This is a genomic window from Plantactinospora mayteni (assembly GCF_016862935.1).
GTDB classification, from domain to species: domain Bacteria; phylum Actinomycetota; class Actinomycetes; order Mycobacteriales; family Micromonosporaceae; genus Plantactinospora; species Plantactinospora mayteni.
In genome coordinates this window covers 67,189-83,804 of record NZ_BONX01000065.1, presented here as the reverse complement: position 1 = coordinate 83,804, position 16,616 = coordinate 67,189, and the positions used below count along the sequence as shown (strand labels likewise).

Sequence of the window (16,616 nt, the reverse complement as noted above, 5' to 3'; positions counted from 1 at the left end):
TACCACGACTGGCTCGTGGGTTTGTGCGTCACGGGGCGAAACGCGGGTTGGTTTTGGGCGCGTTGTGGTCGATTTCGACTGTGGTGCTGGGGTTCGTGGTGGCGGTCCAGGAGGCGAGGAGGGTAAGGGCGTGTGCGGTGGATGAGTGGGGTTCGGCGGTGTAGATGGTCATGGTGAGGTCAGGTTCGGCGCGTAGGTCGAGGCTTTCGTAGGCGAGGGTGAGGTCGCCGACGATGTGGTGGTGGAAGTGTTTGACGCCGGTGCCGTGGGTGCGGACGTTGTGGGCGCCCCAGCGACGGCGGAAGTCGTCGCTGCGGGTGGACAGTTCGCCGACGAGGTCGTAGAGGCTCTTGTCGTGGGGGTCTTTGCCGGCTGCGGTGCGCAGGTTGGCCACGGTCATGTCGGCGGCGAGTTCCCAGTCGGGGTAGAAGCGGCGGGCGGCGGTGTCGAGGAAGGTGAACCGGGCGAAGTTCGGTGGGCTGGTCGGATCGGCGTAGACGTCGCTGTACATGGCGCGGCCGAGGTGGTTGGCGGCGAGGAGGTCCAGCCGGTTGTTGCCGACGATCGCAGGGCCGGTGATGGTGTCGAGGGTCCATTGCAGGCTGGGTCGGACCTTCCACTGCTTCGGACGGCGCCGCCGCAGGATCGCGGCGCTGCCGTCGGCCTCGTGGGCTAGGCGGAGCAGGTGGACCCGTTCGGCGTCGTCGAGTTGCAGGGCGCGGGCGATCGCGTCGAGCACGCCGGCGGATACCCCGGCGAGGGAGCCGCGTTCGAGTTTGGCGTAGTACTCCACGCTCATCCCGGCCAGGGCGGCGACCTCGCTGCGCCGGAGCCCGGGGACACGGCGCTGCCCGGCGGTCGGTAAGCCCGCCCGCTCGGGGGTGATCTTGGCGCGGCGTGAGGTGAGGAACTCGCGCACTTCGACTCGGTTGTCCACGACATCGACGGTACGACGCACGGCGGGCACCTGGGATGTACTGCGAGTACACCCATCGTCAGTGACTTCCTCCCGTCTGGCCATGCGGCTGTGCTGGATGCATGACCGCGACCGTCACCGCTTGGCCCCGCCGTCCGGTGGCTGCCCTGATGACCGTCTTGTTGTACGCCGTTCTGGCCGGCTGCTCGGTTGCTGCCGGCCCGGGTGTCACCGGGTCCGGCTCCGGCTCACCGTCGGCAGCACCGAGCACCGCGGTGGGGGTTGCGGTGGTGCTGCGCTTTGGTGACCGTGCCGCCGCCGCGACGTTGACCGACACCCCGGCCTCGCGGCAGCTCACCGCGATGCTGCCGCTGACCGTGCAACTGAAGGACGTGTGGGCTCAGGCGAAGTCCGGACGGCTGCCGCACCCGCTCACCGTCGAGGACGCCGTCCCCGTGCACGATCCCACCCCGGGCGACATCTACTTCTGGTCCCGGACCGAGGTGATCGCCATCTACTACGACGATCTCGGCCAGGCGGTGCCCGACCCGGGCCTGATCCGCCTAGGCGTCGTCAACGCCGGCCTGGACAGCCTTGCCAACGCGGGCAAGCGAGTGACGGTCCGGATCGATTCGGCCGCCGGGACCAGTTCCTGACTCGCCACCTGATCTCGACCATCATCAACATCAACTCTCCCCAAGGAGCACTCTGCTCATGCGTGTCGCCGTCATGACCGCCCCCGGCCAGGTTCACGTCGAGGACCGTCCCGAACCGCGGATCGTCGAGCCGACGGATGCGATCATCCGGCTGGCCGCGACCTGTATCTGCGGGTCGGACCTGTGGCCATACCGGGGCGTGGAGCCGGTCGACGAGCCGCGGCCGATGGGCCACGAGTACGCCGGCATCGTCGAGGAGGTCGGGCCGGCGGTCACCACGGTACGGCCGGACCAGTTCGTGGTCGGCTCGTTCTTCGCCTCGGACAACACCTGCGAGATCTGCCGTTCCGGCTACCAGTCCTCCTGCGTACGGCGGGAGGCCGCCGCTCCGGGCGGGGCGCAGGCCGAACGGATGCGGGTCCCCCTCGCGGACGGCACCCTGATCGCCACTCCGGACCTCCCGGCCGATGATCTGGTCCCGAGCCTGCTGGCCGCGTCCGACGTGCTGGGCACCGGCTGGTTCGCCGCCGTTGCCGCCGCCGCAGGTCCCGGCAGGACCGTCGCCGTGGTCGGCGACGGCGCCGTCGGACTCCTCGGCGTCCTGGCCGCCCAGCAGCTCGGCGCCGAACGGATCATCGCGATGAGCCGCCACAAGTCACGGCAGAAACTCGCCATCGAGTTCGGCGCCACCGACATTGTCACCGAGCGCGGCGACGCTGGCGTAGCCGCCGTCAAAGACCTCACCGACGGGCTGGGCGCGCACTCGGTGATCGAAGCCGTCGGCACCCAGGAGTCGATGATGCAGGCCATCCACGCCACCCGACCCGGCGGGCGCGTCGGCTACGTCGGTGTCACCCACAACGTCGCGCTGCCCGGCATGGAGCTGTTCTTCTCCCACGTCCACCTGCACGGCGGCCCCGCACCCGTTCGGCGGTTCCTGCCCGACCTGATCGACCGGATCTGGACCCGCCGGATCGACCCCGGCAAGGTCTTCGACCTGGAGCTGCCACTCGACCAGGCCCCCGAGGGCTACCGGGCCATGGACCGCCGGGACGCGATCAAAGTTCTGCTGCGGCCCTGACCACCTCTGCTCGTGCTGCCGCCGAGGAAGAATGCAATGCCCCGGTTGACGTCCGGGCCCGCGCTGGCACCGATGGCCACCGGCACCGGTGTGCCGCCCGATCGGGTTCGCCGCCAGGCCCGGCTCACTTCAGGTCTGGTCGCGACCGTGGTCTTCCTGACCGCGATCGCACCGTTGGCGACCGACATGTACGTGCCGGCGTTCCCGAGGGTCGCCGGTGACCTGTCCGCGACCGCGACCCAGGTGCAATTGACCCTCACCACCTTCTTCGTTGGTATGGCGCTGGGCCAGCTCATCGGCGGACCGGTCTCCGACCAGCGCGGCCGGCGCCGACCGCTGATCGGCGCGATCGCGCTGATGACCGTCGCCTCGATCGTGTGCGCGCTCACCCCGTCGATCGCGGTGATGATGGTGGCCCGCTTCGTGCAGGGCTTCAGCGGTGGCTGGGCGATGGTGATCGGCCGGGCGGTGATCGTGGACCTCGCCAGCGGCGCCCGGCTGGTACGGGTGCTCAACGTGGTAGCCGGGGTCGGCGGCGTCGCCATCATCGTCGGGCCGCTGCTCGGCGGGGTCATCCTGGAGCTGTCGCACTGGCGGGTGTCGTTCGGGGCGGTCGCCGCCCTCGGCGTGGCGATGACGATCTCCGTGCTGGTCGCGGTGCCGGAGTCGCTGCCTTCCCAGCGGCGCCACGGCGGTGGGCTGCGGATGTTCGCGGTCGCTGGGCGGCGGGTGCTCGGCCGGCGCCGCTATGTCGGGTACCTGCTGGTCGTCGGGTCGGCGATGGGTGCCCTGTTCGCCTATGTCGCTGCGTCGGCGTTCGTGTTGCAGTCGATGAACGGGATGTCCCCGATCGCCTACTCGGGCGATTTCGCCGCCAATGCCGCCGGCATGACCGTGGCCGCGCTCGCCGCCGCTCGGCTGGCCGGCCGGGTTGCCACCCGCAAGCTCATCCTCATCGGGCAGGTCGCCGCCCTCGCCGCCGGCGTAGCGATGCTCGCCGGGGCGATCTGGTTCGGCACGCCGCTGCTCCTCGCGGTCGGCTGCTTCTTCGTCCTCATGACGGCGCAGGGGCTCATCATCACCAACGGCGGGGCGCTCGCCTCCGCCGAAGTGCCCGACCATCCCGGCACCGGCTCGGCGGTCCTCGGGTTCGTCCAATGGCTCGCCGCCGGCCTCACTGCCCCGATCGTCGGGCTCGGCGGCGAAGACACCGCAGTGCCGATGGCGCTGTTCATGATCGCGGGCACCGTTGCCTCGATGATCGGCCTGCTGGTCCTCGCGCGACCCGGAGACAGCCGGCCACGGGCGCAGACCCTGCCCGGAACATCCACCCCGTCCTGAGCACGGTCGCCGTGCAGCGGCGAGCCAACCAATCCGTGATGAGGAGAACCTCGGATGACACCCTTCCGCATCGCGTTCGCCGCTGGCGCGGCCATGCTGCCGCTGCTGGCGGCCTGCGGCGCCAACCCAAACCCCACGAGCGGCCCCGAAGCCGGCGTGACAGTGTCACCGGCGCCGCAGTCCTCCACCGAGCCAGACATGGCCCGGACGCGGGTACGGTTCACCGCTGGCGATGGGGAGATCATCGTCCGCATCGCGGACAACCCGACCAGCCGCGACTTCGTGTCCATATGCTGCCGCTGACGCTGGAGTTCGAGGACTTCGCCGGCAAGGAGAAGATCAGCCACCTGCCACGCAAACTGGCCACCGATGGCTCCACCGGCAGCGCACCCGCCAACGGTGACCTCATCTACTACGTCCCCTGGGGCAATCTCGGGTTCTTCTACAACTCCGACGAGACCTACTCCGACCAGGTCATCATGATCGGCACGATCGAGACCGGCCACGAACGTCTCAACGACCTGGCGACCGGGCCCGTAAGCGTCGAGCTCGTCCCGTGACGCCGGGAACAAGCCAGGCTGTCGGTGGGGTACGAGCGCTGGCCGATCGGGACCCGGTCGCGTCGGCGTCAGTGTTCGGTTCCGGCGCTGTGGGGTCGGCTGAGGCGGATCATGGCTCGGTACAGGGTGGTGGGGGTGGGGCGTCGGGCAGCGGAGGGAGGGGGGTGGCGCGGCCGGTGGCCTTCGCTGACGGCTGCCTGTTGACCACGGGCACCCGCCGGGCTTACCGGTCGGCCCGCGACCTCGTCCGCGGTACGGCCCGACGGCTGCCAGCCGGCTGCCGTCGGGCCGTACCCGCCGGCTTATCCGCCGATCCGGTAGGCGCGGACGATGGTCTGGTCCACCGTGTTACCGGCGGTGTCGGTCGCCCTGGCGCGCAGCGAGACGTACCCATCGGCCGCGGGGTGCGGGACCATCACGTACCAACCGCCCTGCCCACCTAGCACCGGCACCGCTCGCCACGTCTGGCCGTCGTCGAACGACGCCTCGACCGTCGGGCGATTTTGAACCCCCGCCGCCGAGCCGGGCTGCGTCTCGACGGTGACCGGCACGCGGTACGTCAGGCCAGCCGGGGCGGTGTTGCGCTCGTCGAGCACGGGGGTGAAGCGCAGCACCGACAGCGGCAGCCGGCGCGGCTGGTCGCTGTCGACGTGTGCCGAGCGGAACGTCCAGGCCACGCTCGCCCGGGTGGTGAGGGTGGACGGTGCGGCCCGCTGGGCGTCGATCTGCAACCGGTAGCCCGCGTCGCCGGCCGGCACGGTGAACTCCCCGCGCAGCGCCGCAGCCTCGGCGAGTAGCTTCCCGTCCCGGTAGAGGGCGATGCGCGGGTTCGACGCGCGGCCGGAGACGAGCCGTCCCGAGCCGTCGGTGAAAATCGGCGGCTCCGCCAGGATGGTGTCACCCTGTCGGCTCACCCATTCGGACGAGCTACCCGGACCGGCGAGGGAGGGCCCGAAGACACCCCGGTTCCACCGCTCGTCGTAGCTCTGGCCGGCCCGGTACGCGACGTCGGGCTGCTCCGCCGTGGCCTGGATGATGGGCGGGCCCGGCGGGCCGGGCCTGGGCACCCGTTCCTGGAACACCTTGGTCCACCGGACCTCGCCGTCGGTGTTGAAGTACTCGGTGCGCGTGAACGGCAGGGTGAACGGCAGGACCGTCGTGGTGAAGTTGCCGGCCAGACCGGGCGCCCTCGCGTACGCCGTCGTCGCGCCGGTGGTGCCGGTGCCCTGCACGGCGTAGTTCTCGCGGACCGTGGCGAGAGCCGACGGGCTCAGCCGGCGGTCGAGCCCGTTGAACATCCGCCCGTCGCGGAACCAGGCGAGGTGGAAGGCGAACGGGCTGCCGTCGAGGCTGCCGTCGGGACTGGGCTTGGCCAACACGCCGCTGATCTTCGTGGAGAACCCGTCCACGGCCTGGTCCGGGCCGACCTGGCCGGTGTAGGCCCGGTCGAAGCCGTCAAGGCTCCCCATGTTCATCTCCAGCGAGACGCCCGGCAGGTCGGCCGCCCCGGTCCGGGCGCTGAACTCACCCCAGACGCCCCGGGCGGCCGGGTTGGTCACGGTGACGTTCACGGGCTTCGCCAGCCGGGCGTCCAGGGCCACGGTCTGCGCGCCGGTCAGGTCGAGCCGCGGCTGGGCGAGCAGGGTGGAGGTGAGCTGCTCGTCCTGACCCTCGAAGATGGCCGAGAAGACCGCGTACCGTCCCCGGGGCAGCCGGAACTCCAGCGTGCCGTCCGTGCCGCCGGCGCCGTCCGCAGGATACGAGTCAAACGTGTCGAGCCGGTAGGCGATGGCGCTGTAGTCCGTCGCCCGCGCGCCGGATCGCGTGGTGTGGACCAGGGTGAGCGGGTACCGCTCGGACTCCTTCTCCACCCCGAACGGGGTCCGTACCACCTGCCCGCCGCCGGACGCCGTCAGGTACCCGCCGAAGCGGCCGACCGGCGACTCGATCCTGGTGTCGGCGGCGAGCCGGACCGTCGCGTCGCCACCGGCGGGCACGGTGACGGTCTGCCGGTCCAGGGTGAACATCCCGGCCGGTGCCGGGCTACCGTCCGGACCGATCGCCGGCCACGCCAGGGCGAGCGTCACGTCGGCGTCGCCGTAATTGTGATAGGTCACGGTCCTGGTCAGCAGCGGGTCGTCGCCGTGCGGCCACTCCTGGAGGGGAAGGCTGACGCTGGCCGGGGCGGCCGTGACGCTCCGGCCGATCGCCGCAGCGACGTCGACCCGGCCCGCGCCCTGGCCGAGCAGGTCGATGGGGCTGCTGGGCTTGGCCGATCCCATCAGCGTGGATTTCAGCGAGGCCCCTGACCAGTCCGGGTGACGCTGGGCGAGCAGCGCCGCCGCTCCGGCCACGTGCGGGGTGGCCATCGACGTACCAGAGATGGTCGTGTAGGCCGCTCCCGGTTCGCCGAGCTGCCCGTCCTTGCTGTTGGCCGCCGCGATGTCGACGCCGGGAGCGGAGATGTCCGGCTTGAGCGCCCCGTCGTCACCGCGCGGGCCCCGGTTGGAGAAATCGGCCAACCGGTCGTCGGCGTCCACCGCGCCAACGGCCAGCGCCGCGTCCGCACTCGCCGGGGAGGCGACCGCCGCTTCGCCACCCTCGTTGCCGGAGGCGACGACGAAGAGGGTGCCGTACTGGTCGCTCAGGCGTTGGACCGCCTCCTCCAAGGGGTCCGTGCCCGGTGTGTCGGGACCGCCGAGGCTCATGTTGACGATCGGGGCGTGCTGCTCGGCGGCGGCCCACTCCATGCCCGCGAGGATCCACGACTCGGCGCAGCCGCCGTCCACGCACACCTTGCCGTCGAGCAGCCGGGCGCCGGGCGCGACGCCCCGGTACCGGCCCTGCGACGCCGCCCCGCTGCCGGCGATGGTGGAGGCCACGTGGGTACCGTGGCCGACCAGGTCCCGGTCGTCCTCGGCGCCCTCGGTGAAGTTCCGGGTGGCGGTCACCTTGCCGGCCAGGTCCGGGTGGGTGGCGTCGATGCCGGTGTCCAGCACCGCCACGCGTACGCCGGTGCCGTCGTATCCGGCCTGCCAGGCCGCGGGCGCGCCGATCTGCGGCACGCTGACGTCGAGCGTCGGTCTGCGCAGCCCGTCCAGCCAGACCTTGGCGACGCCGCCACCCAGGCTCCGGGTCGCGGTGCCGTCGGCCGTGAGGCTCCGCCAGAGTGGTCCGGTGTTCGACTTCGGTGCGCGGACCGCGAGCGCGTCCATCGCCGGCAGTTCCCGGCTCACGGTCGCGCCCGCCACGGCCGAGCGGGCCGACACCCGCGCGTCGTCCCCCCGGTAGGTGACGATCAACGGCAGGTCGGCTCGACCGTCGTGGTACCCGAAGTCGCGCAGGGCGGTAACGTCGAAGAGCCGGGCGTCCAGCCGTCCGGCCCGCAGCAGCGGCAGCGCGTCCGACGGAATCACGTGCAGGTGCCGGGCGTCGTCGCGGTACGACACGTACCGCACGTGCTCGCGTCCCGACTGCCGCTCGACGCTGGCCCGCCCGTCGTCGGTCAGCAGCACCCGATCGCCGCTGATCAACGTCACGGTACGACCTGCGGGTGCCGCCGCCCTCGCCCCGCCCGCCGGCGCCGCCTGCGCGCCGGCCTGTGGTGCCACGAGCAACGCGGCACCGAGACCGGTGGCGGAGAGCCAGGCGGCCAGCCTTCTTCCAGGACCCATGCGTCCTCCCCGTAACGAAGCGTAGGAATGCTTCGATACTAGGGGATTTCACGTAGGAAATCTTCAGCGTCCTGCGCCCCCGATCGTAAGACCGGCTGCCGCTCTCCGAGGTGGAGTTTGAGGATCAAGCTAGCGAACCCGCCTCTCGGACGACCGCGCCTGTACGCGCGGCTCGCGTGACTCCCCAGTCGTACAGTGCCTGAAGCACAGGCGCCAGGCTGAGGCCCTCCTCCGTCAGCCGGTACTCGACGTGCGGCGGGCTCGTGCCGTGGTCATCGCGGGCGACGAGTCCGTCGGCCTCCAACTCGCGTAGTCGTTGGGTCAGCATCTTCTCGCTCACTCCGGGCATCCGGCGGCGCAATTCGCCGTACCGGTGCACGCCCTCCTTGAGGTGGGCGAGGATCACCGGTCGCCATTTGCCGCCAATGACGTCGACGGCGAGTTCCACCGGGCAGCCATACTGCCTGCGCGTCGAATTCCCCTCCGAAGTACGCACCAGTTGGTGCGTACTTGATCTTTGTTGCTCTGGATGCTGGGCTCTGACCATGGTTAACGAGTACATCAGGTACCGCGTACCGCAGGAGCGGGCGGGCGGTTTCGAGGCGGCGTACGAGCGGGCCGCCGAGGTCTTGCGCATGGCGCCGCAGTGCGTCGACTACGAGCTGAGCCGCTGCCTGGACGACCCCGCCTGCTACGTGCTGCGGATCAGGTGGACCTCGACGGACGAGCACCTGCGTGGATTCCGGGGCGGCTCACTGTTCGCGAAGTTCTTCGCCGAGATCAAACCGTATGTCGCGGACATCGAGGAGATGCGGCACTACACCAACACTGCGGTCGCCGGCCCCGGCGCCGCCGCCGCGCCCGCTGCGCCGACCCTCCACGAGTGGGCCGGCGGCACGGACGCCTTCGTGCAGCTGTGCGACGCCTTCTACCGTCTGGTCCGCGCCGATGAGTTGCTCGCGCCGATGTTCGTGCGCATGGACCCCGAGCACCCCCGGTACGTGGCGCTGTGGCTCGCCGAGGTCTTCGGCGGACCGACCAGCTACACCGAGGAACGCGGCGGTTACCGCCATATGCTCGGCAAACACCTCGGCAGGGCGATCAACGAGGCACAACGCCGACGGTGGGTCAACCTGATGTTGGACGCCGCCGACGAGGTCGGCCTCCCCGACGATCCAGAGTTCCGGGCGGCCTTCGCCAGCTACCTGGAATGGGGCACCCGGCTGGCACTGCAGAACTCCCGGCCCGACGCGGACCCTACCCACGATGCGCCGGTGCCGCGCTGGGGCTGGGGTATAGCGCCGCCGTACCAGGGATAGCCGCTCAGCATCGGCGCCTGGGCGCGAAGACCTTAACACCCACCCCCCGTCCCAGGCGCGCGATCGGGGCTGTCAAGTTAACGGCCCTGTCTCACATTCGGCGGCAACGGAGCGTGTTGCTACATCGACCCGAATCACCCGGACACGCCGACAGACATCAACCCTTCAACCTCTGTAGTGCCCTCGAAGAATTCGACCTGGCGGTCTCGGTCCACGCCGACGACATCGACTCCATCTACTACGACTACGCGAAAGCGCCCAGAACAACTGGCATCATCGTGTCGACGTAGCCGGGGCGTGCCTGTCGTCCGACAGGCACGCCCCGGCTCACGCGTTCAGGGTCGGGTCAGCTCATCCACTCGAGGTCGTACGGCCTCAGGGTGACCTGGCAGGTCTTGAATGCGTCTTGGTCGAAGTAGACGCGGACCATGAAGGCACGCGGACTGTCCTCCGCGGTATAGCCGATTTGCGGAATGGTGCCTTCCTGAATGGCGCCCCTGTGGAACTCGCCGTCCTCGATGGCGGCCTGGGTCCAGCTGACCCCTCCGATGCGCCTCCACGACCCGTCGATCCACCGCACCTCCGTGGCTTGGACAGTGGTGTTTCTGGTATTCCCGCCCGCAGCCTCGATCCGGTAGCCCCAGAGCTGAACCTCCGTGTAGTCACCGACCCCGGTCGGCTTGCCGTAGGTCAAGATATGGGCACGGAACTCCCGCCCGTCGACGAAACAGGACTTCGCCGCGCGGTACCGCACGTCATAGGCGCTCGCCGGGGCGGCGCCCATCAGCACGGCCATCACGGCGCCGAGCAGTAGGGCGGCAGTTACTTTTGCCAGGGGTCGCATGCTTTCTCCTGTTTCCGCTGATGTCGTTGCCGACCTCACGGTGCCCTGGGCGTCGCTACCATCGATCCCCCGCACCGTGCCACACTAATTTGTTTGCCCGCCCACAGATGACGAGGACCTGGCCCGCTGGGCGAGGCGCTGGGTCTGCTCACGCGCGGGTTCCTCGCCGGCCTCCCATGGCCGTTCGGTTAACTTTAGGTTGCCGTCCTTCCTCCAATGCATGAATAGCATTGGACCGTTCTGCATCATGATGCATGACCTTGAGGAGTTCGTGCGGACGAGACCACACTAAGAAGCCCGCGCATGCATTCGGCACGATTCGCGTATGCGTGGCGTCGCCGTCTCTACAGTGGAGACCATGAGGCTATTGGGTACGCGCCGGTCTGACGATGTGTCACCGGGCCGCAGCGCTGCGCAGGATCGTTGACCAGGCCGGTTAATCTACGCATGGTGCTCGGTAAATCGCACTGTCTGGGCGGGGAGGCATGGGCGGACAATGCCGGATATCTGGTTTCACGTGCTGGGCCCGCTCGAGGTCCGGCATCCCAAAACTGGTCGGCTACCGGCCGGACGCGTGCGGCAGATGCTGACCGTTCTACTCGTGTACGCCGGGCGGGTCGTCACCGTCGACACCCTGAGCGAGTTGCTGTGGGAGGGTCGGCCGCCCGTGACCGCCCGCAAGGCGATCCAGGTCTACGCCTCGCGGTTGCGTCGCGCGCTCACCGATGTCCCCGAGATCGCCCTGCGGGGTGTCGGTCACGGTTACCGGTTGGATCTCCCAGCCGAAGTCGTCGACCTGTGGAGGTTCCGCGACGACGTCCGCCGTTCGGGTGTCGAGCCCCACGCCGCCGTCGTACTCCTCGATCGGGCGCTGAGCCTGTGGCGCGGCCCGGCGTTGGCAGACCTCGCCGCTACCGCACCGGGCCGGCGGCTGGGCGCCGCTCTGGAGGAGGAACGCCTCCGCGCCTGCGAGACCCGCATCGACGCGGTCCTGAGCTGCGGAGGGCACGACCGGGTCGTCGCGGAATCCACCCGACTCCTGGCCGATCACCCACTGCGCGAACGGCTGCGCGGCCAGCTCATGGTGGCGCTGTACCGCTGCGGCCGGCGGGCAGAGGCGCTACAGGTGTTCGACGAGGGCCGACGGCTGCTGGCCGACGACCGCGGTGTGGACCCGGGACCGGAGCTGCAAGAGATCCGCGCCGCCATCCTCAACGGGACCGTTGACAACGCCGCCACCACCGACCACCGGGATGCACCACTCGTCGTGTCACAGGGGCTCGCGGCAGCCACCGTCAGCGGCGTTCCCGACGCGGCTCGCCGGTTGAGCTTCGCAATTCTGGGTCCGTTCGAGACGCGGGTGGACAACGAGCTTGTCGCGCTGACGGGCAGACAGCGATCGGTGCTGGCGATCCTGCTGCTCAACGCCAACCGGGTGGTCGGGGTGGGCCAGATCGCCGACGCACTCTGGGGCGACTCGCTGCCGGCCGCCCCGGAGGCCCGGATCCGAGGGCTCATCGCGGGGCTACGCAGGGCCACGGATGGGGCCGCCGCCGACGATCTCATCGTGACCCGACAGCCGGGGTACCTGGTCCGGGTCGCACCGGGAGAACTGGATCTCGACCACTTCCAGCACGAGGTCGACCACGCAGGACGGGCTGCCCGCGACGAGCAACCGGCGCAGGCGATCGACCGCTACGACGGGGCATTGGCGCTGTGGCGCGGTGGCGCGCTCGACGGGGTCGACGGCGCATTCGTCAACGCTCACGCCACCCGGCTGGAGGAGCAACGTCTGCGGGTGATCGAGGAGCGTGCGGAGGCGATGCTCACGGTGGGCCGACACGCCGAACTGGTCGCCGAGCTGACCCGTGTGGTGGCCGAGCACCCGCTGCGGGAATGGTCGCATGCGCAGCTCATGCTGGCTCTGTACCGGAGCGGGCGGCGCGGCGAGGCGCTCGCGGTCTACCGGAATCTGCGGACGCGGCTGGTCGAGGAACTCGGGTTGGAACCTGCCCCGCGACCGCAGCAGTTGCATGCGCGGATGCTGGCCGGCGACTCCGGCCTGAACTGGCCGGAAGAGCCAGAGCCACGGCCAGATCCAGAGCCGCCGGACTGGGTACCGGCACGGCAGCTGCCGGCCGACCCAGGATCCTTCGTTGGCCATCGCGCGGAGCTGGACGAACTCGACGCGGTGGCCGAGGGCGACCAACGAATGGCGCTGGTGGTGGGCGCCGCGGGTGCCGGCAAGACAGCCCTCGCGGTGCACTGGGCACGCCGCTCGGCGCACCGGTTCCCGGACGGCCAGCTATTCGTGGACATGCGGGGCTTCCACACCGGACCGCGGATGTCGCCGACGGAGGCGCTGCCGCTGTTGCTGGTCGCGCTGGGACTTGCCGCCAAGCAAATCCCGATCAACCTCGACGCGCAGACCGCACTGTATCGTTCAACGCTCGCGGGCCGGCGAGTCCTGGTGATCCTGGACAACGTCGCCGACGCGGACCAGGTGCGGCCCTTGCTGCCGGGTGAACCCGGGTGCCTGGTTCTGGTGACCAGCCGCGACCGGCTCAGCGGCTTGGTCGCCATGGACGGTGCCCGCCGGATCACCCTCAACGTCCTGTCCGTCGCCGAGGCTGTCGACGTGCTCGCCCACGCGCCCGGCCGACAGCGGATCGACGCGGAACGGAACGCCGCTGTCGAACTGGCCAGGCTCTGCGGGAATCTCCCGTTGGCCCTGCGCATCGCCGGGGCAAGGTTGGCGGACCGGCCCCACCTGGGGATACGTGTGCACGTCGAAGAATTGGCCGCCCGGGGCCCGATAACCCAGTTGCGGGTGGACGGCGACGGCACCGCCACCGTACGCGGTGCGTTCGACCTGTCCTACCGGGCGCTCCCGCCAGGGGCGAAACGGCTGTTCCGGCTGCTCAGCCTGGTCCCGGCTCCAGCCGGCCTCACCGCCACCGCCGCAGCGGCGCTCACGGGCCTACCCGGGTTCAAGGTCGAGCCACTGACCGACGCGCTCGCCCGCTTCCACCTCGTGAACGTCACCGCCGACGGCCGGCTGATCTGCCACGACCTGCTGCTCGAATACGCCGCGCAACTCGCCGCCGGAAGCGACCAACCCGCAGAACTGGGCACCGCCATCCACCGCCTGCTGCACTTCTACCTGCACACCGCCGACCGAGCCGCCACCGCCCTGCTCGGGCAGTCCCGCCTGCGGTTGCAGCGCGACCCCCTGCCGGAGGGCACAACGCCCCTCGAGTTCGCCGAGCAGATCCACGCGCGGAAGTGGATCGCTGCGGAGTGGGCCAATCTGGTCGCGGCGCTGGACTACGCCGCCGAATCCGGCCGGCACAGGATGGTCTGGCACCTGGCGAACGCCCTGCGCGACTTCATGCCGATGCAGGCACCACCGACGCAAGGGCTGCACATCTCGGAGACCGGACTCGCCGCCGCGCAACAGGCGGGTGACGTGCTCGGCGAAGCAGCGATGTGGCACAACCTCGGTTACCTCCGCTGGCGCACCGCCGACTACCAGGCGATCTTGAACGAGTGCGGACCCGCCGCAGCCCTCGCAGAGCGCGCGCGATGGCCACAGGGCCAGTCGGCCGCCCTCATCAATACCGGTGTCGCGCTGGCTCAACTGGGTCAGACCCGGCAGGCGATCCGCCGGTTCGGACAGGCATTGGCCATCGACCGTAAGCTCGGCGACCGAATCGGTGAGGGGTCGATCCTCATCAACCTGACAGCCGCGTACGAACAGACCGGCGACCTGTCCAAGGCGGCCCGATCCGCCGAACTCGCGCTGCCCCTGCTCCGGGAGACCGGCCAGCACCAGGGTCAGGCCACCGCCATCGAGAACCTCGCCATGGTCCGCCGCGAACAGGGGCGCATCGGCGACGCCCTGCGCGCTCTCGACCAGTCCCTGACCATCAGCAGGACCATCGGCGCCCGTCACGAGGAAGCCTCCGCGCTGACCACGCTCGGCCTGGTGCACCGCGACGCAGGACGACACGACGACGCCATCAAAGCCCTGACCACCAGCCTCGACATCACCCAGCGGATCGCCGACGTCCGTCTGGAAAGCTTCACCCACAACGGTCTCGCCAGCGTCCAGATCAGACTGGGCCACCTCGACGACGCGGCCAGATCGCTCGGCATCGCGCTGGACATCACAGACCGCATCGGGCACCACCGCGGCAACGTCGAAGCGCTGCTCACCCTCTCCGAGCTACACACGGCACAGGACGACCACCGCCGAGCCCACGAACAGGCGACCCGAGCACTGGGCCTGGCCCACACGTCCGGGTACCTCCTCCTGGTGGCGAGAGCACACGCCCGCCTCGCCGCGGCCAGCCTCGGTACGGAAGACGTGGCCGAGAGCCTTGAACACTGCCGACACGCACTGACAACTCAACGACGTGCGGGCCAACGGCTCGCGTACGCCCGCACCCTGCTCACCATGGGGCACGCCTACCACCGCCTCGGACGACCACACCTGGCACAATCCCGCTGGCGACAGGCCCACACCCACTTCGACGAGATCGGTGCACCGGAGCGCGACGACACGGCCGGGCTTCTCAAGTAGCCACGGGAGTGTCAAGAATTTGGCTCTGGCCCACATTCGGTGGTGACAGTCGGCAGCGGCGTTGCAGGCGTGCCGAGCCTCTGACGCCGGCTTTTGGAGGCTGGCCAGCCTTTCACTCGGAGCCATAACCACGATCCAGATCTAATTTGTATCAGTTTGTCAAAATATGGTTAGGGTCGCCAGTCAGGCGAACGATCCGCTACTCACTGCTCCCACCGAATGTGCGCCAGAGCCAAGAATTTGGTGTAACTAAGTTGTTTTCGTGTTATTTGCGGCCTGGGGATAGGCGTCCGTCGAAGGTGACCTCGAAGGCGTTCAGAGCCGCTTTCCAGCGGTTGGTCCCCAGAGCCAAAGCAAAGTTAGTTGATCTTCTTTTGGCCTGGTGAGATTAGACGGGTGCCTGCGAGGGGGTCGGGGGTGGCGAACAAGCGCGGACTTCCTAAGTAGACGATGAAGGTTCCTACGCCACTCGTCGTCTGCGAAGAAAGGCCGCTCGTGTCAGTTTGCCACGCTGCGTTCGAAGCCGTAATGGATGATCGCGGGGAGGTGGACACCGGGCAGGTAGCGGCGTTGGCGACACTGTTCGCGCAGGTCACCGACCCGCGGAAGGCGCGGGGAGTACGCCATCGGCTGTCGGCGGTGTTGACCGTGCTGACGGCGGCGCTGCTGTGCGGGGCGCGCAACTTCCGGCAGTCATGGAACGTCGCCACGCCAACAAGGTGCTCATCCCAGCGTTACTCAACGCATCCAAGACGTAGCGAACGACTTTGCTTTGGCTCTGGGTTGGTCCACCGGCGTTGGCCTTTGCCGGTCGGGTCCAGGGCGGTGACTGCCAGGTAGAGGCACTTGAGTGCTCGGCTGCCACATCGACGTTCGAGGCGCCCTCGGCACACGCCAGGATGATCCGTGAACGCATCGAAAGTACCTGCGAGGACTTCGCCCGCCGTGACCACCGCGTCAACGTCACACGCTCCTCATCCGTCAATGTCAACGGCGGGATCGGACGTCCGATTCTCGCCATCTCCGCAGCTCACACCCACTTATGGGGCGAATTTCTGGCGCGACACACTAGCGGGGCTGGTGTAGCCGGCGGCCAGGTCACTGGTCCGTTTGTGCGTCACGGACTCGTTGGCGGCCTGGTGGCAGGCGGTGGGCGGGGCAGGCCACACCTGGATCAGGTATCCCTCCACGGGGTCCTGGGCGTCGCGGGGGTCGCCGTCGTCCCGGTTCTTGCCGGACACGCGGACCCGGTAGTCGCCGGGCCTGTCCAGGTCCAGCCGCTGCGCCGGGTCTTCCCGCTCGGTGGCCGTTGAGAAGTCGATGAACGCAGACGCCCAGTGGACCTGGATCTCCACGACGTCCTGCCAGCCGTCGGCTTCCAGCGGGGGCGGCCCGTCCCACAACTGGGCGGTGACGGTGATGCTGCCGATCTCCTGCCCGCATAGGATCTTGATGCCGGTCGCGTCCCCGTCCGGGGGCGCGGCTTCGACCATGCCGTTGTCGTCCCACTCCGGACAGAACTCCGCGACAGTGCCCTCGTCGACCAGATCGACGCTGGACGCGTCGACAAAGACGTGGGGGCTGCTGCTGGTACGTATCAGGTGGGCCATGGGATGGGCGTCCTTCCGGCGTGAGTGGGC

General features: G+C 69.4%; 13 protein-coding genes. 8 read left to right on the top strand and 5 right to left on the bottom strand.

Annotation, left to right across the window (positions count from 1 at the left end; genetic code table 11):
• Positions 1 to 28 precede the first annotated feature (28 nt).
• On the bottom strand, positions 29 to 937 hold the full coding sequence (locus tag Pma05_RS38625; RefSeq protein WP_203862490.1) for a helix-turn-helix transcriptional regulator: 909 nt from the start codon (positions 935 to 937) through the stop codon (positions 29 to 31).
• A gap of 149 nt (positions 938 to 1,086) precedes the next feature.
• On the opposite strand from Pma05_RS38625, the gene Pma05_RS38620 reads away from it, so the two are divergent.
• The 5 genes from Pma05_RS38620 to Pma05_RS38600 are packed head-to-tail and all read left to right on the top strand — an operon-like array spanning position 1,087 to position 4,554.
• A complete protein-coding gene (locus tag Pma05_RS38620) occupies positions 1,087 to 1,572 on the top strand; it encodes a cyclophilin-like fold protein (protein WP_203862489.1) in 486 nt (161 codons plus the stop codon).
• A 58-nt stretch (positions 1,573 to 1,630) separates the two neighbouring features.
• Positions 1,631 to 2,653, top strand: a complete 1,023-nt coding sequence (locus Pma05_RS38615) for a zinc-dependent alcohol dehydrogenase family protein (RefSeq protein WP_203862488.1) — start codon at positions 1,631 to 1,633, stop codon at positions 2,651 to 2,653.
• 36 nt (positions 2,654 to 2,689) lie between these two features.
• Entirely contained in the window at positions 2,690 to 3,994 is a 1,305-nt protein-coding gene (locus Pma05_RS38610) for a multidrug effflux MFS transporter (protein WP_203862487.1), read from the top strand.
• 54 nt (positions 3,995 to 4,048) lie between these two features.
• Positions 4,049 to 4,297: a hypothetical protein gene (locus tag Pma05_RS38605; RefSeq protein WP_203862486.1), complete on the top strand. Its 249-nt coding sequence runs from the start codon at positions 4,049 to 4,051 to the stop codon at positions 4,295 to 4,297.
• Positions 4,285 to 4,554 carry a cyclophilin-like fold protein gene (locus Pma05_RS38600; RefSeq protein WP_203862485.1) on the top strand — a complete coding sequence of 90 codons (270 nt, stop codon included), beginning with the start codon at positions 4,285 to 4,287 and terminating at the stop codon, positions 4,552 to 4,554. Before Pma05_RS38605 ends, Pma05_RS38600 begins: the two co-directional genes overlap by 13 nt.
• Positions 4,555 to 4,856: 302 nt before the next feature.
• Here the strand turns inward: Pma05_RS38600 and Pma05_RS38595 are convergent, their stop codons facing one another.
• Both Pma05_RS38595 and Pma05_RS38590 read right to left on the bottom strand, forming a co-directional pair.
• Positions 4,857 to 8,228 carry a S8 family serine peptidase gene (locus Pma05_RS38595; protein ID WP_203862484.1) on the bottom strand — a complete coding sequence of 1,124 codons (3,372 nt, stop codon included), beginning with the start codon at positions 8,226 to 8,228 and terminating at the stop codon, positions 4,857 to 4,859.
• A gap of 124 nt (positions 8,229 to 8,352) precedes the next feature.
• A complete protein-coding gene (locus Pma05_RS38590) occupies positions 8,353 to 8,676 on the bottom strand; it encodes a winged helix-turn-helix transcriptional regulator (protein WP_239314047.1) in 324 nt (107 codons plus the stop codon).
• Positions 8,677 to 8,773: 97 nt separating this feature from the next.
• On the opposite strand from Pma05_RS38590, the gene Pma05_RS38585 reads away from it, so the two are divergent.
• Positions 8,774 to 9,547: a group II truncated hemoglobin gene (locus tag Pma05_RS38585; protein WP_203862482.1), complete on the top strand. Its 774-nt coding sequence runs from the start codon at positions 8,774 to 8,776 to the stop codon at positions 9,545 to 9,547.
• A 346-nt stretch (positions 9,548 to 9,893) separates the two neighbouring features.
• On the opposite strand, the gene Pma05_RS38580 is transcribed toward Pma05_RS38585, so the two are convergent.
• Positions 9,894 to 10,391, bottom strand: coding sequence for a hypothetical protein (locus Pma05_RS38580; protein WP_203862481.1), 498 nt, complete (start codon positions 10,389 to 10,391; stop codon positions 9,894 to 9,896).
• A gap of 583 nt (positions 10,392 to 10,974) precedes the next feature.
• On the opposite strand from Pma05_RS38580, the gene Pma05_RS38575 reads away from it, so the two are divergent.
• Both Pma05_RS38575 and Pma05_RS44220 read left to right on the top strand, forming a co-directional pair.
• On the top strand, positions 10,975 to 14,976 hold the full coding sequence (locus Pma05_RS38575; RefSeq protein WP_203862480.1) for an AfsR/SARP family transcriptional regulator: 4,002 nt from the start codon (positions 10,975 to 10,977) through the stop codon (positions 14,974 to 14,976).
• Between the two features lie 450 nt (positions 14,977 to 15,426).
• Entirely contained in the window at positions 15,427 to 15,816 is a 390-nt protein-coding gene (locus Pma05_RS44220) for a transposase family protein (protein ID WP_372441630.1), read from the top strand.
• Between the two features lie 200 nt (positions 15,817 to 16,016).
• Here the strand turns inward: Pma05_RS44220 and Pma05_RS38565 are convergent, their stop codons facing one another.
• Positions 16,017 to 16,586: a hypothetical protein gene (locus tag Pma05_RS38565; RefSeq protein ID WP_203862478.1), complete on the bottom strand. Its 570-nt coding sequence runs from the start codon at positions 16,584 to 16,586 to the stop codon at positions 16,017 to 16,019.
• Positions 16,587 to 16,616: the final 30 nt, after the last annotated feature.

What these genes read in the sequence shown, in the direction of transcription:
- Pma05_RS38610 (WP_203862487.1), top strand. Translation starts at nt 2,690, where the DNA reads ATGCCCCGGTTGACGTCCGGGCCCGCGCTGGCACCGATGGCCACCGGC.
- Pma05_RS38580 (WP_203862481.1), bottom strand. Translation starts at nt 10,391, where the DNA reads ATGCGACCCCTGGCAAAAGTAACTGCCGCCCTACTGCTCGGCGCCGTG.
- Pma05_RS38605 (WP_203862486.1), top strand. Translation starts at nt 4,049, where the DNA reads ATGACACCCTTCCGCATCGCGTTCGCCGCTGGCGCGGCCATGCTGCCG.
- Pma05_RS38600 (WP_203862485.1), top strand. Translation starts at nt 4,285, where the DNA reads ATGCTGCCGCTGACGCTGGAGTTCGAGGACTTCGCCGGCAAGGAGAAG.
- Pma05_RS44220 (WP_372441630.1), top strand. Translation starts at nt 15,427, where the DNA reads ATGAAGGTTCCTACGCCACTCGTCGTCTGCGAAGAAAGGCCGCTCGTG.
- Pma05_RS38615 (WP_203862488.1), top strand. Translation starts at nt 1,631, where the DNA reads ATGCGTGTCGCCGTCATGACCGCCCCCGGCCAGGTTCACGTCGAGGAC.
- Pma05_RS38620 (WP_203862489.1), top strand. Translation starts at nt 1,087, where the DNA reads ATGACCGTCTTGTTGTACGCCGTTCTGGCCGGCTGCTCGGTTGCTGCC.
- Pma05_RS38585 (WP_203862482.1), top strand. Translation starts at nt 8,774, where the DNA reads ATGGTTAACGAGTACATCAGGTACCGCGTACCGCAGGAGCGGGCGGGC.
- Pma05_RS38575 (WP_203862480.1), top strand. Translation starts at nt 10,975, where the DNA reads ATGCTGACCGTTCTACTCGTGTACGCCGGGCGGGTCGTCACCGTCGAC.
- Pma05_RS38565 (WP_203862478.1), bottom strand. Translation starts at nt 16,586, where the DNA reads ATGGCCCACCTGATACGTACCAGCAGCAGCCCCCACGTCTTTGTCGAC.
- Pma05_RS38595 (WP_203862484.1), bottom strand. Translation starts at nt 8,228, where the DNA reads ATGGGTCCTGGAAGAAGGCTGGCCGCCTGGCTCTCCGCCACCGGTCTC.